Here is an 11,950-nt window from a genome sequence, read left to right as displayed (position 1 = left end):
GGATGGGCGCGAACCTGTGACGAAAGTGACTGGTGGGACGTAGGATGCGCATTCGCGACCCAACCTTCCCCAGCTCCCCGGAGTCACGACCATGCGTCGAACCGTCCTTGTCCTGAGCACGGCCCTGCTCGTCGTCACCCCGGGTGTCTGCGCGATCCGGATCATGGACCCCGGCGACTCGCGGGACGCGGTCGCCGAGCTGGCCGGGGCGAAGGTGAGCGCCGCGATGGTCGCCGCCTCGACGCCCGGCGACTTCACCGGCCTCGGCTTCGACCAGTGCGTGGCGCCGACCCAGTCCGCCATGGATGCGTGGATCACCCACTCCCCCTTCCGCGCCGTCGGCATCTACATCTCGGGCGACTCCCGCGCCTGCCGGACCCAGCCCAATCTCTCGCCCACCCGGGTCGCGACCCGGGTCTCGCGCGGCTGGCGACTCCTGCCGATCGCCCTCGGCCCCCAGGCCTCCTGCCTCTCGCGCTTCCCGCGCTATGCCGACGACTTCAAGATCAGCCCGTCGCCGGACGGCAGCTATGCGGCGGCTCGCGCGCAGGGCGTCGTCGAGGCCGACAAGAACGCCACTGACGCCGCGGCGCTGGGCATCGGTCCGGGCAGCACGCTGTGGTACGACCCGGAGGCCTTCGACCACGGGCAACACCCACTGCCGCGAGTCGGCGCTGGCCTTCGTCAGCTCGTGGGTCACCCGGACCAAGGAGCTCGGCTACGTCGCCGGGTTCTACTCCAGCGCGAGCTCCGGCATCAAGATGCTCGACGACGCCCGGCTGACCGTGCCCGGTGCCTTCGCACTGCCCGACCGCATCTGGATCCGCGCTGGGACGGCGTCGCCAACACGTCGACGAGCTACATCGCCGAGGACGGCTGGCGTCCGGGCGGCCGGATGAAGCAGTTCAAGGGCGGCCACAACAGAGACCCGGGGCGGGGTCACGATCAACATCGACAGCAACTACCTCGAGCTCAGCGGTTCGGGCGCCGCACCGCCTCCGCCTCCCCCGCCCATGCCGACACGCGTGCCCGAGACGCACTGCGCCGGCACCCGGGTCGACTTCCCGGCCTACTACACACTCAAGCCGAAGGCCGCCAGCCGAGCCCCGCACCCTCGCGCTGCAGTGCCTGCTCAAGGAGAAGAAGCGGTACGTCGGCAAGCTGGACGGTGACTACGACCGCGCGACCCGCAGGGCCGCCGGAGCGTGGATGAAGTCGCGCGGCTTCGCCCCGACCCGCACCCGGCGCCGCAAGCACTGGGTCGCGCTGCTCGCCGGCCGGGAACGCCCGGTGCTGGACATGAACGCCACCGGCCCAGCGGTCTCCCGGGTGCAGCGAGCACTGACCGCGGCGCGCCAGCGTCGAGGTCACGGGCGTCTTCGACGAGGCAACGCGCTCAGCGCTGATTGCCTATCAGACCCGGGTCGGCACCGCGGCCAGCGGCACACCCGATGCGGCGACACGGGAGATGTTGGCCAAGGGTCGTTTCTGACCCACTTTCAGACAGGCGGGCCGACGACCAGCGCGGCGGCGGTGAGCACGCCGACGGCCACCACGAGCAGGCCGACCGCAAGCTGGTAGTGGCGCAGCAGCCAGCAGACCGCGCGTTGCAGGGCCGTCGGGCTGTCCGCGCGGGAGAGCCACTCCGTCCCGAGCAGGCCGCGGCGGTCGGCGTACACCTCGAAGAGGAGCGTGGCGAACGGCGGCACCGCGGCGACCAGGGCCGAGCAAGGTGCGCGGCAGCGACCAGCGCTGGTCGATCGCCACGATCACGGTCACCGTGCAGTAGGCGATGAAGACGACGCCGTGGACCATGCCGAAGATGCGGACGCCGAGCTCGGTGGTCTCGGTGACGTACTTCAGGAACATGCCGAACAGCAGGCCGGCCCGGGTGAACGCCTCGGCGACGGCGAGCGTGCGGAACAGGCTGCGCGGAGTCAGGGAGCTCATGCGAAAGCGGCGGCGGCCAGCGAGGTGAAGAACCCCAGCCCGTCGGTGCCGGGACCGCACAGGTCCTCGACGGCGTGCTCGGGGGTGCGGCATCAGGCCGACCACGTTGCCGCGCTCGTTGGTGATGCCGGCGATGTCGCGCAGGGAGCCGTTGGGGTTGTCGTCGAGGTAGCGCGCGACGACGCGTCCCTCGCCCTCGAGCATGTCGAGGGTGGCCTCGTCGGCGACATAGCCGCCCTCACCGTTCTTGAGCACGATCGTCACCTCGGCGCCGGGCGCGTAGGCGTTGGTCCACGGCGTCGAGGTGTTCTCGATGCGCAGGCGCTGGTCGATGCAGTTGAACTTGCGGTGGTCGTTGCGGATCAGCGCCCGGCAGCAGGTGCGACTCGCAGAGGATCTGGAAGCCGTTGCAGATCCCGAGCACCGGCATGCCCTTGCCTGCCGCCTCGATCACCTCGGTCATCACCGGGGCGAAGCGCGAGATGGCGCCGCAGCGGAGGTAGTCGCCGTACGAGAAACCACCGGGCAGCACGACCGCGTCGACGCCCCGGAGGTCGTGGTCGCCGTGCCACAGTGCGACGGCCTCGTGGCCGCCGAAGCGGACGGCGCGACGCGCGTCGACGTCGTCGAGCGAGCCGGGGAAGGTGACGACGCCGACCTTCATGCGGTGTGGACCTCGAAGTCCTCGATCACCGGGTTGGACAACAGCGTCTCGGCCATCTGCTGGACCTCGGCGAGCGACTCGGGGGTCGCGTCGCCCTCGATCTCCACCTCGAAGCGCTTGCCCCGGCGGACCTCGACGACACCGGCGAAGCCGAGGCGCGGCAGCGCACCGAGCACCGCCTTGCCCCGGGGGTCGAGGATCTCGGGCTTGGGCATGACATCGACCACGTAACGGGCCACGGGCGCTCCCGGGCGTCGGGGGTTTGCAGTGGCGATCCTATCGGCGCCCCCGACGACCCGGATCGGCGGTCACTCGCGGCGGCGCGCCGCCACGATCACCAGCGCCACGCCGAGCCCGGCCACGATCGGGCCGATCATGGCCCACGTGTCGACACCGGTCATGGAGCTGCCCTCGAGGTAGCCCAGACCCCCGGAAGGTCCAGACGCCGCCGACCACCGGGGAGCAGGCCGCCCGAGACCATGAGGAGAGGTCTCACGAGAGCTCGCGCTTGAGGATCTTGCCGGTCGCGGTCATCGGCAGCTCGTCAACGAACTCGACGATGCGGGGGTACTTGTAGCCCGCCATCTGCTCCTTGCCCCAGGGCGATGAGCTCGTCCTCGGTCAGCTCGACCTCCTTGTTGCGGATGACGACGGCCTTGATCTCCTCGCCGTGGCTCTCGTGCGGCACGCCGATCACCGCGGCCGGGCTGACACCCGGGTGCGTGAGCAGGACTTCCTCGATCTCGCGCGGATACACGTTGAAGCCGCCACGGATGATCATGTCCTTGGACCGGTCGACGATGTAGTAGTAGCCGTCGTCGTCCTTGCGGCCGAGGTCCCCGGAGCGGAACCAGTCGTCCCTGGATCGCATCGGCGGTCGCGTCGGGCCGGTTGTAGTAGCCCTTCATGATGTTCGGGCCCTTGATCGCGATCTCGCCGACCTCGCCGTCCGCGTCGGCCCACTCCCCCGGCTCGGGGTTGATCAGCTTCATCTCGACCCCCGGGATCGGGGTCCCGATCGAGCCCACGCGCACCTCCCCGCCGTACGGCGAGAAGCTGGCCACGGGGGAGGTCTCCGACAGTCCGTAGCCCTCGAGGATGGTGACGCCGAAGCGCCGCTCGAACTCCTTGTGGACCTCCACCGGGAGGGCCGAGCCGCCGGCCGCCGCGACGCGGAGGTTGGCCGCGAGCTCCTTCACGTCGACGCCGGAGTCGTCGAGGGCGCCGAGGAGGCCCCAGTACATCGTGGGGACGCCGGCGAAGAACGTGACCTTCTCCTTGGCCATCGTCTTCAGCGCGGCGTCGGCCTCGAAGCGCGGGAGCATGACGACCGTGCCGCCGTAGGCGAAGCCGCCGTTCATGATCACGGTCTGGCCGAAGGAGTGGAAGAGCGGCAGCACGCAGAGGAAGGTGTCGGGGTCGTCGGCATTGGCGCCGAAGAGCTTGTCGCTGGCCAACGCGTTGGAGTGCATGTTGCGGTGGCGCAGCTCGGCGCCCTTGGGCTGACCGGTGGTGCCCGACGTGTAGAGGATGACGGCCGTGTCGTCGTCGCTGACCGCCACCGTGTCGAAGGTCGGCGGCTGGCCGGCCATGCCCCGGCCGAGAGTCTCGGCGCCCTCGATCGGCGACGCGGCGGCCGGGTCGACGGTGATCATGAAGAAGTGCTCGCAGCCGTCCGTCTGCTCGGAAGCCGGCATGGCCCTCGGCGCCGATCGGCAGCTCCGGGGTGCCCCGGAAGCAGAAGTAGGCCTTCGCCTCGGAGTCGGCCGGGTGGTAGGCCACCTCGCGGCCCTTGAGCAGGATGTTGAGCGGGACGACGGTCGCGCCGGCCTTGAGGATCCCGTAGTAGACGATCGGGAAGTAGGGCAGGTTGGCACAGCTGATCGCGACCTTGTCCCCCGGCTGGATGCCGCGCGAGACCAGCAGGTTGGCGACTCGGTTGGCCGCGCCGTTGACCTGTGCGTAGGTCAGGCGGACGTCACCCGGGACGACCGCTTCCCGGTCGGCATACGCGGCGGCGGAGTTCTCGAGGAGCGAGGCGAGGGAAGGCATGTACGCAAACCTACCCAGCGAGGAGCAGGCGCGGGAGGGTGTCCGTCCACCAGTTCACGACCTGCTCGTGCGACCAACCGCGCTCGGTGGTCAGCAGGTGATAGGTGCTGTCCCCGAGCACGGTGAGGAGGACGTCGGTGGCGGCCTTCGGCGTCAGCCCGTCGCACAGGGGTCCCTTCCCGGCGAGCATGTCGACCACCCGGCGGAAGCCCTCCTCGCGGAGCCTCTCGTGGGACAGGTGCGTACGGCGTACTTCCTCATCCGTCAGGGCCGCGGCCCTCAGCACCTCGGCGAGACCGGCCGCCCCGGCAAAGATGTCGGCGGAGCCGCGCACGAAGATCCGCAGGCTCTCGGCGGCGTCGGGCTCGGCGAGCATCGCTCCGAACCACGGCATGAGCTGCGGCTCGGTCGGCGCGTCCTCCCCCATCACCGCGGTGTCGATGGCGGCGCTGATCAGCGCCGACTTGTTGCTGAAGACGAAGTAGACGGTCTGCGGCGCGACTCCCGCACGCTTGGCGATCGCCGTCACGGTCGCGCCGTGGAAGCCCTGCTCCACGAACTCCGCATGCGCGGCTCGGACGATCGTGCGTCGCGTCGCCGCTGCCTTCTCCCGGCGGGAGCTCTTGATCTGGCTCATGTGGGGGCAACCCTAATAAAGGCGTTGACTAGAGTGACACTCTAGCGTAGAACTCAAGTCATCTGGTCCACACCCAAGGAGATCGAGATGACCACCACCGCAGTGCCCCAGTGTCGACGCAACGCAAAGGATCCGCACGGCAGGACTGCTGTGCCTCGTCGCCGGTCTCCTCGGCGCAGCCGGCGGGATCTACCTCGCGCTCCGCACGCCGGTCGTCAGCGAGGAGATGTGGAGCTATCCGCAAGGGCCCGGAGAGTTCGCGACCACGCAGCTCTTCTTCGCCGTCAAGGACGTCGGCCTGATCCTCGGCCTGATGGCACTGTGGTGGTGCGGCGCTGTCCCCCGCACACGGCTCGGCCGGATCGGCCGAGTCGTCACGATGAGCGGCATGGTCGGACTCACGATCACCGAGGTGCTGGCGATCATCCCGCTGCGCCAGACCGTGGACTCGACAGCAGCCGGGACGATGGGTGCCCTCTACGGCCTCGGAACCATCGTGGTCGGCGTCGGGCTCATCATCGCGGGCATCGCCGCCGCGCGTGACGGCGCGTGGACTGGGTGGCGCCGATGGTTGCCGCTGGTGCTCGGAGTCTGGTTGTTCGTGCCGACCATGCCGGCCCTCTTCCTCGACTTCACCGCCGCTCGCCTCGCCCCCGGTCGGCTGGGTGCTCCTCTTCGCGCTGCTCGGCTGGGTCCTGTGGCACCCGACTCTCACTGATGGAGAACGATCATGACGACCACCGCACTGGCACCGAACGGCACCACCTCACGCACCCGCATGGCCGGACTGGCCTGCCTCCTCGGAGGCCTCCTCGGCGCGGCCGGTGGGCTCTACCCGGCCCTCCGCACGCCTGTTGTCGCCGAGGACATGTGGACCTACCCGCTGCGCGCAGGCGGGGAGTTCGCGACCATGCAGACGATGTTCGCGCTCACCCACGTCGGCATGCTCCCGGGCCTGCTCGCCCTCGGGTGGTGTGGTGCCGTCCCACCCAGCAGGTGGGGACGTATCGGTCGTGGCGTGGCGATGGCGGGCATGGCGGTGCTCACGGTCAACGAGTTCGTGGCGATCAGCGTGGCCGGCGAGCCCTCCGACTCGAGCAGCGCAGGCAACGTCGGTGCGGTCTACGGCGTCGCGACCCTGATGATCGCCATCGGCATGATCGTCGCGGGCGTGGCGGCGATCCGCGGCGGCGCCCGGAGCGGCTGGCAGCAGTGGCTGCCCCTCGTCGTGGGGCGCCTGGCTGATCGTTCCCACGATGCCAGCCCTGTTCGTCGAGGGTGACGCTGCTCGACTCGCTCTCGGCACGTGGGCCCTGCTCTTCGCGCTGCTCGGCTGGGTCCTGTGGCGCGATGAGCCCTGAACCCGGCGCCCGCGGCCCGATCGCGGTGGGCGCACTGGCCGGACTGGCTCGGGCGGCCAGCCTGCGCGGCTGGATGATCGAGATCGCGGGAGAGGAGTCGAGCTTCCACTGGCTGGGCACCTTTGCGCTCCTCCTGCTCCCGGGGGCGGCCGTCGGTGGGCTGCTCGGTTGGGCAGCCCACCTGCGGCTGGTCGGGGACCTCGCCGGCCGTCGACAGCGGTGGCTGATGGCATCACCGGTGCTGCTCGCGGCCGCCCTGCTCGATCCCGGGATCTTCCGGCTCCTCATCACCAACGGCTTCGCGGCGGCGCCATCGGAGTCGTCGTCATCGGCCTCACGGGCGGCTACGCCTTGTCAGGTCGCGGGTCCCGAGGGCGCACGGCCATTGCCGGTCTGCTGGCTGCGCTCCTGACCCCGGCCTGCGCGTCGATCGCCGCGGAAAAGGTCCCGCTCACGACCCCGCACGGCGCGTGGATCGCCGTCCACGTCATGGCCCTGCTCGGGGTGCTGTGTGCCGCCTGCTCCATCCCGATGCGGAGGGCTCGGGCCTGACTCAGGCGCGCCGCTCGAGGATGCGTGCGGCCTTGCGCAGGTCGGCGCCGACCGCGGGGCCGGCCAACCGGCCGGCGAGGACCGCGGGTGCGGCGTACACGTGACGACCCGAGATCTCGCCCTCGGCGACGACGCGGCACCCCGAGCTGCGTTCCTCGAACGCCAGCGCCAGCTTCGCCTCGATGCCCTGCCAGCGACCCTCCTCGGACCAGAACGACGGCCACTCGAAGCGGGTGATCTCGAGCCGCGGCCGCACGCCGACCATGGTCGTCTCGCGCCAGGTCATGCCGAGGTGCGGTTCGGCGTCGCGGTCCGCGAGCGTCACGGAGAGCAGGGAGGACTGCCACTCCGGCCGGTTGCGCGGGTCACCGAGGTAGTCGAAGGCCACGCTTCGCCGTACGGCGAAGTCGACCGTGGCGCGGAACCGTCGGTGGCTCAGAACTTCTCACCCGTGAGCAGCTCGTAGGCCTCGACGTAGCGCGCGCGGGTGCGCCTCGACGACCTCGGTGGGTAGCGGCGGCGGGGCCTCGCCGCTGGTGCGGTCCCAGCCCGACTCGGCAGAGGTCAGCCAGTCGCGCACGATCTGCTTGTCGTAGGACGCCTGCGCGCGGCCGGGCTGCCAGTCGGCGGCCGGCCAGAAGCGGCTGGAGTCGGGTGTCAGCACCTCGTCGCCGAGCACGGTGGTGCCGTCGGGGCGGGCACCGAACTCGAGCTTGGTGTCGGCCGGGATGATGCCGCGCTGGCGGGCGAGGTCGTGGGCGTGCTCGTAGACCTCGATGGTCAGCATCCGCAGCTCGGCGGCCTCGTCGTCACCGACGGTCTCGACCACCGCCTCGTAGGAGACGTTCTCGTCGTGGTCGCCGACCGCGGCCTTGGTCGCGGGGGTGAAGATCGGCTCGGGCAGGCGCGACCCGTCCTGCAGGCCGGCAGGCAGCACGATGCCGCAGACCTCGCCCGTGCGGCGGTAGTCGAGCAGGCCGGAGCCGGTGAGGTAGCCGCGGGCCACGCACTCGACGGGATACATCTCGAGGGACTCGCAGATCACCGCGCGACCGGCGACCTCGGCCGGCACGTCGGTCGAGACGACGTGGTTGGGGATCAGGCCCTTGAGCTGGTCGAACCACCACAGCGACATCCGCGTCAGGATCTCGCCCTTGTCGGGGATCCCGTCGTCGAAGACGAAGTCGTACGCCGACAACCGGTCGCTCGCGACCATCAGCAACCGACCGGCGTGCTCGCCGTCCTCGATCCGGTAGAGGTCGCGGACCTTGCCGGAGTGCAGGTGGGTGGTGCCTGCGATGGCGGGAGCGTCAGGGATGTTGAAGTCGGCCACGGGAGCAGACTAACGGTGCAGCCACCACGCCATTTTTCCGCGTGATCCACGGCAGGAAGAGATAGGTCATCAACGGGGTCATCACCAGCACCGAGATCAGCACCCGCAGCGGCAGGACGAGGTCGGCGATGGTCTGCGACACGACGTAGTTGGCCGCCGAGCTGAGCGGGAAGAACACCGGGAAGATCGTCACCATCTGCTTCCACCGCGGCGGGGCGGACGGGGCCGCGGCACTGAGGGACTCGACGGTGGCCGGCTCGTCGAACCAGCCCTCGATGCCCGTACGGCGTTCGACGCGCGTCGCCTCGATCCGGCCCTGTGCGGCCTCGAGCCACCACGCGCTGCAGGGCTGGCCTCCCACACGGCGAGCGCATCGGCGTTCGCGAAGCGGTAGAGCATGTGCCACTCCGGGGAGTCCTCCGACGGGCGCACCCAGCCGCTGCCGAGGAACCCGTCGAAGCGCTCAGCCAGCGACGTACCGGCCCGGACCCACGCGAGCATCTCGCTGGTCCGCGACGGGTCGACGTGGCGCGTGACGGAGGTGGTGACGGGGGCGGACATGCGCCCCATTGTCCGCCGGTCCCGTCGCCGACGACGAACTCACGGCGACGGGATCTCGGACACACCGGTCAGGGGCAGCCGAGCGCTGCCCGGTAGCCCTCCGGGACCTCGCTCCGCTGGACCCGGTCGGCGAGCTCCCACACCACCTCGGGGTAGTCGCCCTCGGCATTCATCTCGTCCGGGATCGCCCAGTCGCGGCTGGTCGAGAGAGCCTCCGTCGCCCTCTGGATCCGACCCGGGGCCTCCTTGGCGGTCGCGTCGGTCAATCTCGTCGAGCCGGGCACACGCGACGGAACCGGCAGCGCTCACGCCGAGCTGGTAGCGGCTGGGACCGTCTGGACGTTGGTAGTACTGTGTCGGAGGAGTGGGCATATCGGCCATCATCTCGAGCACGACGGACTGCTGGTCCTCGGTCACGAACGTCTCGGGCAGGGCGGCGGTGTACTCCTCGTCGTTGACGTAGGCGAGCTGCTCGAGCAGGCCCGAGAAGGCGGTCTTGCCCATGCCGCTGCCGCGCACCTCGACGTACCGGGGACCGTCGACCTCGGCCAGCGCGGCGTGGTCGTCGGCGGAGTAGGGCCACAGCCGGGCTGCCTTGCCCGGGACGGAGACCGGCTCACCGTCGGTGGGCGGGTTGGTGATGTGGCGGCGGTCATCGAGGTAGCCCGCGTAGTCGTCGGCGTTGCGCTGGTGCACCGACACCGACTGCGCACCCCGGGTGAACTCGGTCTCGCGCTCCGTCTCGCTCTCGGTGGTGTAGCTGATCGTCCAGCCGGGGAGCAGGATCCTGTTGCCGGTCGCGGCCGGCGGCTGCTCGGCGGCGGTCGAGGAGTCGTTCTTCGCAGCGAGCTGCTGCTCGGCGCTGCGGCCCGGGTCCTCGGCGGCGGGGTCGTCACCCGAGCCGAGCAGGGCCGGCACGGCGAACAGTGCCGCCACAGTGGCGGCCGCCGTGCCGACGGCGAGCAGCGTGCCGCGCCGGCGCGGTCGGCGTACGGAATGGTCGGAAACGCTCTCGACGGGAGTCGTGGCCATGATGTCCTCCGGGAGCTCGGCCCGCGTGCGGGAGAGCGGGGAGGCGACCCACGGCTTCATCGGTCAGCTTCGGGTTGGTCATCGCTCCTCCTCACGGATCGGGATCGGTTGCTTTCCCCGGGATGTGTCCGGCCGGGGGGCGGATCGTTGCCGGGCAGGCCGAAGTCGTGGCCCAGCACCGCGCGCAGCCTCGACCCGGCGCGGGACAGGCGAGGGCGGACGATCGCCGGCGACAGGCCGAGGACGTCGGAGATCTCGCGCGGCTCGAGGCCTTCCCACAGGTGCAGCTGCAGGATCTCCTCGTCGCGAGCGCTGAGTCGCGCCATCGCGTCGTTGACGTCCGAGCGCTGGACGACGTCGTCGCTGACGTCCGGCACGACGACCGCGAGGTCGCTGCGCAACCGCTCACCGAGCCGTCGGCGGCGCAGGTCACCGCGACGCTGGTTGGCCAGCACGCGCCGGGCCACGGCATAGAGCCGGGGCCGCGACCCGTCGGCGGGCACGTGGCCGATCCGCCGCCGAGCCACGATGAACGTCTCGGCCACGACGTCGGCCGCGTCCTCGGGCCGATCGGTGCGCCGGAGGGCGTAGCCGAGGACGGCGTCGAAGTGGGCGGCATAGAGCCGGCGGAACGTCTCCTCGCGTGGCTCCATGACTCCCCCATGTCCGGCTGCGTCTCCATCGTTGCACCGGACCACGGAAAAGTTTCTGTCAATCCTGTCCGACGCGCACGGACGCCCGCCCGTCGGCGGTCTGGCGGGCCGGCTGACCTGCCCGACGCGCACACGCGGCGTCGTTCGCAGCCTGTCCGGGAGGGGAATCTCGCCCGTTCCGTCGGTGGGTCCGCAGTGACTCCGACCGTCGTTAGGTTCCCCCATTCCACTGGCGGTGCGAGCCGCCCGAGCCCAGTCCCGGAGGACCCCCATGACCGAGATCGCCACCTCACCGACCCCCGTCGCCGTGCCCGACGCCCCGCCCGCTCCCGTCGGCTGGGGCGACCCGTTCCCGCTCGGGCTCGCCAGCTTCGGCATCTCCGCGCTGGTCCTCGCCAGCGTGATGTCGGGCCTGATCGACGCCGCCGCGACGCCGGCCGTGCTGTCGCTTGCGCTGGCGCTCGGCTTCCTCACCGAGATCGTCGCCGGCATCATCCACTTCGCGCGTGGCGAGACCTTCGCCGGCTCGGTGTTCACGGCGTACGCCGGGTTCTGGCTGAGCTACGCGCTGCTCGTGCAGTTCTACGGTCCGATGGTGACCGAGGACGGGGCCGCCATCACGGGCATGTTCCTGTTGGCGTGGGCCATCTTCTCGACGTACATGCTGATCGCGGCCCTGCGCACCAACCTCACGACCATCGTGATCTTCACGCTGCTGTGCGTCGTGTTCTACGCCGCCGCGCTCGGCAGCTTCACGTCCAGCACCGGCCCGGGCCAGCTCGCGGGCTACGTACTCATCGCCGACGCGCTCGTCGCCCTCTATGCCTCGGCGGCGATCATCATCAACACCACCCGGGAGCGCAGCGTCCTGCCGGTGCCGTGAGTCAGTGGCGCGTCTCGAACATCGTCGCACCGGTCTCCGTCGCCTCGCGCACCGCGACGTCGCGGACCCGCGCCGGGGCGGGGCCGGTGCGGCACCACTCGACGAGGGCGTCGACCGCCCGGTCGTCGCCCTCCGCGTGCAGCGCGACCGAGCCGTCGGGCTCGTTGCGGACCCACCCCGTCACGCCGAGCTCGAGCGCCCGCTCCTCGGTGTAGTAGCGGAACGAGACACCCTGCACCCGTCCGGTCACGGTCGCGCGAACGGCTTTCATG

14 protein-coding genes and 5 pseudogenes are annotated in these 11,950 nt (G+C 70.6%); 6 read left to right on the top strand and 13 right to left on the bottom strand.

The features are described 5' to 3' along the window. Positions 1-91 precede the first annotated feature (91 nt). Both LP418_RS14610 and LP418_RS33520 read left to right on the top strand, forming a co-directional pair. The gene (locus tag LP418_RS14610) at positions 92-1,213 is read left to right on the top strand and encodes a glycoside hydrolase domain-containing protein (RefSeq protein WP_257956823.1); all 1,122 of its coding nucleotides are present in this window, start codon (positions 92-94) and stop codon (positions 1,211-1,213) included. Between the two features lie 189 nt (positions 1,214-1,402). After that, positions 1,403-1,492 carry a hypothetical protein gene (locus LP418_RS33520; RefSeq protein WP_442940271.1) on the top strand — a complete coding sequence of 30 codons (90 nt, stop codon included), beginning with the start codon at positions 1,403-1,405 and terminating at the stop codon, positions 1,490-1,492. Positions 1,493-1,785: 293 nt separating this feature from the next. Here LP418_RS33520 and LP418_RS33515 read toward each other — a convergent pair. The 6 genes and pseudogenes from LP418_RS33515 to LP418_RS14575 all read right to left on the bottom strand — a co-directional run. Further along, positions 1,786-1,869: pseudogene (locus LP418_RS33515) on the bottom strand (DUF3817 domain-containing protein); the annotation flags it as partial. Between the two features lie 77 nt (positions 1,870-1,946). Continuing rightward, a pseudogene (gene purQ / locus LP418_RS14600) lies at positions 1,947-2,614 on the bottom strand (phosphoribosylformylglycinamidine synthase subunit PurQ). Beyond that, positions 2,611-2,853: a phosphoribosylformylglycinamidine synthase subunit PurS gene (purS, locus tag LP418_RS14595; RefSeq protein WP_257956822.1), complete on the bottom strand. Its 243-nt coding sequence runs from the start codon at positions 2,851-2,853 to the stop codon at positions 2,611-2,613. The pseudogene purQ and the gene purS overlap by 4 nt, the downstream one beginning before the upstream one ends. A gap of 291 nt (positions 2,854-3,144) precedes the next feature. After that, a complete protein-coding gene (locus LP418_RS33510; protein ID WP_442940206.1) occupies positions 3,145-4,311 on the bottom strand; it encodes an AMP-binding protein in 1,167 nt (388 codons plus the stop codon). A 37-nt stretch (positions 4,312-4,348) separates the two neighbouring features. Next, a pseudogene (locus LP418_RS14580) lies at positions 4,349-4,666 on the bottom strand (AMP-binding protein); the annotation flags it as partial. A 10-nt stretch (positions 4,667-4,676) separates the two neighbouring features. Next, positions 4,677-5,303 carry a TetR/AcrR family transcriptional regulator gene (locus tag LP418_RS14575; RefSeq protein WP_257956820.1) on the bottom strand — a complete coding sequence of 209 codons (627 nt, stop codon included), beginning with the start codon at positions 5,301-5,303 and terminating at the stop codon, positions 4,677-4,679. Positions 5,304-5,529: 226 nt separating this feature from the next. Between LP418_RS14575 and LP418_RS14570 the strand changes: the two genes are divergently transcribed. The 3 genes from LP418_RS14570 to LP418_RS14560 all read left to right on the top strand — a co-directional run bounded on the left by LP418_RS14570 (position 5,530) and on the right by LP418_RS14560 (position 7,076). Then, complete coding sequence (locus LP418_RS14570) at positions 5,530-6,021, top strand: hypothetical protein (RefSeq protein ID WP_257956819.1); 492 nt, start codon at positions 5,530-5,532, stop codon at positions 6,019-6,021. A 12-nt stretch (positions 6,022-6,033) separates the two neighbouring features. Further along, entirely contained in the window at positions 6,034-6,585 is a 552-nt protein-coding gene (locus tag LP418_RS14565; protein WP_257956818.1) for a hypothetical protein, read from the top strand. A gap of 68 nt (positions 6,586-6,653) precedes the next feature. After that, positions 6,654-7,076, top strand: a complete 423-nt coding sequence (locus LP418_RS14560; RefSeq protein ID WP_257956817.1) for a hypothetical protein — start codon at positions 6,654-6,656, stop codon at positions 7,074-7,076. Positions 7,077-7,217: 141 nt separating this feature from the next. On the opposite strand, the gene LP418_RS14555 is transcribed toward LP418_RS14560, so the two are convergent. The 6 genes and pseudogenes from LP418_RS14555 to LP418_RS14530 form a co-directional block, all read right to left on the bottom strand. After that, positions 7,218-7,655 carry an SRPBCC family protein gene (locus LP418_RS14555; protein WP_257957051.1) on the bottom strand — a complete coding sequence of 146 codons (438 nt, stop codon included), beginning with the start codon at positions 7,653-7,655 and terminating at the stop codon, positions 7,218-7,220. A gap of 8 nt (positions 7,656-7,663) precedes the next feature. Next, positions 7,664-8,516, bottom strand: a pseudogene (locus LP418_RS14550) (phosphoribosylaminoimidazolesuccinocarboxamide synthase); the annotation flags it as partial. A 10-nt stretch (positions 8,517-8,526) separates the two neighbouring features. Beyond that, on the bottom strand, positions 8,527-8,910 hold the full coding sequence (locus tag LP418_RS14545; RefSeq protein ID WP_257957335.1) for a hypothetical protein: 384 nt from the start codon (positions 8,908-8,910) through the stop codon (positions 8,527-8,529). A gap of 35 nt (positions 8,911-8,945) precedes the next feature. After that, positions 8,946-9,050 (bottom strand): annotated as a pseudogene (locus LP418_RS14540) (antibiotic biosynthesis monooxygenase); the annotation flags it as partial. Positions 9,051-9,149: 99 nt separating this feature from the next. Then, complete coding sequence (locus LP418_RS14535) at positions 9,150-10,202, bottom strand: hypothetical protein (protein ID WP_257956816.1); 1,053 nt, start codon at positions 10,200-10,202, stop codon at positions 9,150-9,152. Continuing rightward, a complete protein-coding gene (locus tag LP418_RS14530; protein WP_336275996.1) occupies positions 10,199-10,795 on the bottom strand; it encodes an RNA polymerase sigma factor in 597 nt (198 codons plus the stop codon). The genes LP418_RS14535 and LP418_RS14530 overlap by 4 nt, the downstream gene beginning before the upstream one ends. Before the next feature lie 271 nt (positions 10,796-11,066). On the opposite strand from LP418_RS14530, the gene LP418_RS14525 reads away from it, so the two are divergent. Continuing rightward, on the top strand, positions 11,067-11,678 hold the full coding sequence (locus LP418_RS14525) for an acetate uptake transporter (protein ID WP_257956814.1): 612 nt from the start codon (positions 11,067-11,069) through the stop codon (positions 11,676-11,678). 1 nt (position 11,679) lies between these two features. Here LP418_RS14525 and LP418_RS14520 read toward each other — a convergent pair whose 3' ends face one another. Continuing rightward, positions 11,680-11,949: an acylphosphatase gene (locus tag LP418_RS14520; RefSeq protein WP_257956813.1), complete on the bottom strand. Its 270-nt coding sequence runs from the start codon at positions 11,947-11,949 to the stop codon at positions 11,680-11,682. Position 11,950 lies beyond the last annotated feature (1 nt).

The organism is Nocardioides sp. B-3 (assembly GCF_024703895.1).
In the GTDB taxonomy this organism is placed as follows: Bacteria; Actinomycetota; Actinomycetes; order Propionibacteriales; family Nocardioidaceae; genus Nocardioides.
Note: the sequence above shows the minus strand (reverse complement) of the source record. Positions and strands in the feature narration are given on the sequence as shown.

Bases quoted from the DNA above. Each gene is read 5' to 3' on its own strand.
- LP418_RS14610 (WP_257956823.1), top strand. From the start codon at position 92: ATGCGTCGAACCGTCCTTGTCCTGAGCACGGCCCTGCTCGTCGTCACC.
- LP418_RS33510 (WP_442940206.1), bottom strand. From the start codon at position 4,311: ATGCCGGCTTCCGAGCAGACGGACGGCTGCGAGCACTTCTTCATGATC.
- LP418_RS14570 (WP_257956819.1), top strand. From the start codon at position 5,530: ATGTGGAGCTATCCGCAAGGGCCCGGAGAGTTCGCGACCACGCAGCTC.
- LP418_RS14575 (WP_257956820.1), bottom strand. From the start codon at position 5,303: ATGAGCCAGATCAAGAGCTCCCGCCGGGAGAAGGCAGCGGCGACGCGA.
- LP418_RS14525 (WP_257956814.1), top strand. From the start codon at position 11,067: ATGACCGAGATCGCCACCTCACCGACCCCCGTCGCCGTGCCCGACGCC.
- LP418_RS14565 (WP_257956818.1), top strand. From the start codon at position 6,034: ATGACGACCACCGCACTGGCACCGAACGGCACCACCTCACGCACCCGC.
- LP418_RS14530 (WP_336275996.1), bottom strand. From the start codon at position 10,795: ATGGAGCCACGCGAGGAGACGTTCCGCCGGCTCTATGCCGCCCACTTC.
- LP418_RS14535 (WP_257956816.1), bottom strand. From the start codon at position 10,202: ATGAAGCCGTGGGTCGCCTCCCCGCTCTCCCGCACGCGGGCCGAGCTC.
- LP418_RS14560 (WP_257956817.1), top strand. From the start codon at position 6,654: ATGAGCCCTGAACCCGGCGCCCGCGGCCCGATCGCGGTGGGCGCACTG.
- LP418_RS14520 (WP_257956813.1), bottom strand. From the start codon at position 11,949: ATGAAAGCCGTTCGCGCGACCGTGACCGGACGGGTGCAGGGTGTCTCG.